Origin of the sequence: Burkholderia sp. LMG 13014 (assembly GCF_905232215.1) — a bacterium.
Classification (GTDB): domain Bacteria; phylum Pseudomonadota; class Gammaproteobacteria; order Burkholderiales; family Burkholderiaceae; genus Burkholderia.
In genome coordinates this window covers 1-1,319 of record NZ_CAJNKE010000996.1, presented here as the reverse complement: position 1 = coordinate 1,319, position 1,319 = coordinate 1, and the positions used below count along the sequence as shown (strand labels likewise).

The 1,319-nt window shown below is 67.6% G+C and carries 1 protein-coding gene and 1 pseudogene; one reads left to right on the top strand and one right to left on the bottom strand.

From position 1 onward, the window contains the following. Positions 1-140: pseudogene (locus JYJ84_RS36840) on the top strand (YXWGXW repeat-containing protein); the annotation flags it as partial. Positions 141-631: 491 nt separating this feature from the next. Here JYJ84_RS36840 and JYJ84_RS36835 read toward each other — a convergent pair. Then, the gene (locus tag JYJ84_RS36835; protein ID WP_175220332.1) at positions 632-1,018 is read right to left on the bottom strand and encodes a helix-turn-helix domain-containing protein; all 387 of its coding nucleotides are present in this window, start codon (positions 1,016-1,018) and stop codon (positions 632-634) included. Between the last annotated feature and the right edge of the window lie 301 nt (positions 1,019-1,319).

Below are 1,319 nucleotides of genomic sequence, written 5' to 3'. Positions count from 1 at the left end.
GCTACTGGCGCTGGCAGCGTGGCCGCTATATATGGGTGTCCGGCCGCTGGGTCGCGCGGCGCCCCGGGCGCAGGTGGGTGCCCGGCTACTGGCGCCGTCAGGGACCGGTGTGGATCTACGTCGACGGTACGTGGCGCTAGGCAAGCCCCCGGCATCCGGCCTAAGGTAGGCTTGCAACCGGGCGGCGCGAGCGAACCCGCGCCGTTCGGCCCCGACATCGTGATACCCGGCAGGCACCTCCGCGAATCCTGCCCCACTCCGCCCCGATGCCGGCGCCCAAATCGATGCCGAGGCGCCTGGCCACGTCCCCTGAACCATCGACATGCCCGCCGATCGACGGGGCGTCTTCGCGAATCGACCGGATACTGCCGTACCCGTCGTGCGTCGCGCAGTAGAGGCCCGCTATTTCGGTCGCCCCGGCGCGTGCCTCGTACACGGGGCACCGCCAGCGCATTACCGCATTCGGGACAAACGGCATACACCGAAGCATCGGCGACCCTGCCCGCCCCGACCAAATCATTCGGATAACGAAATCATTCGATGGCGATGCACATGCAGTTTCGCCCTATCTCGTCGCGTCGCATCCGATCGCAGCACAACGCCCTTCGACAGGACAGCGCGAACGCCCCGCTCAGCGCCCGCCGCCCTCCAGCTCCCGTGCACGACGTCGCGCGGCGCAGATCGCACGATGATGTTCGTCGGCCCACCGGATCATCGCCTGCATCGGCGTCAGGAACGAATGCCCGAGGTCGGTCAGCGCATATTCGACACGCGGCGGCACTTCGGCGAACAACGTGCGACTGACGAAGCCGTCCTGCTCGAGCCGCTTGAGCGTGCGCGACAGCATCTGGTTCGACACATCGCCGATCGCGCGGCCAAGTTCGTTGAAGCGCATCGTGCCGCCGGACAGCGCTTCGAGCACGAGCAGGCTCCACTGGTCGCCGATGCGGTCGAGCACATCGCGGATCGGGCACGGCTGATCGAGTTCGACGGTTTCATCGGCGGGCTGGGACGGCATGGCTGGATTCTCTTTCACGGGCAACGCACGGTCAGCGCGGTGTGACCTGTTCACACCGCGCTGACTTCTTGTGACGGGTTCGCGGCAACTGTACCATTCGACCGGCCCGACAGCCGCGCCGAATCGCCAGTTGAACGAAGCATGACGACAACGCGCGGCCTCGCCCTGCCCATATCGTGACGATACGGACCGGGCGGCGAATCCCTCGCGTCGATCACGCACCGGCAACCGCAGCCAGGCCCCTTCGCCCGCCGATCGGCACGGCCGCGTCACCCCGCCGTCGCGCATCGCGCGCCAACCC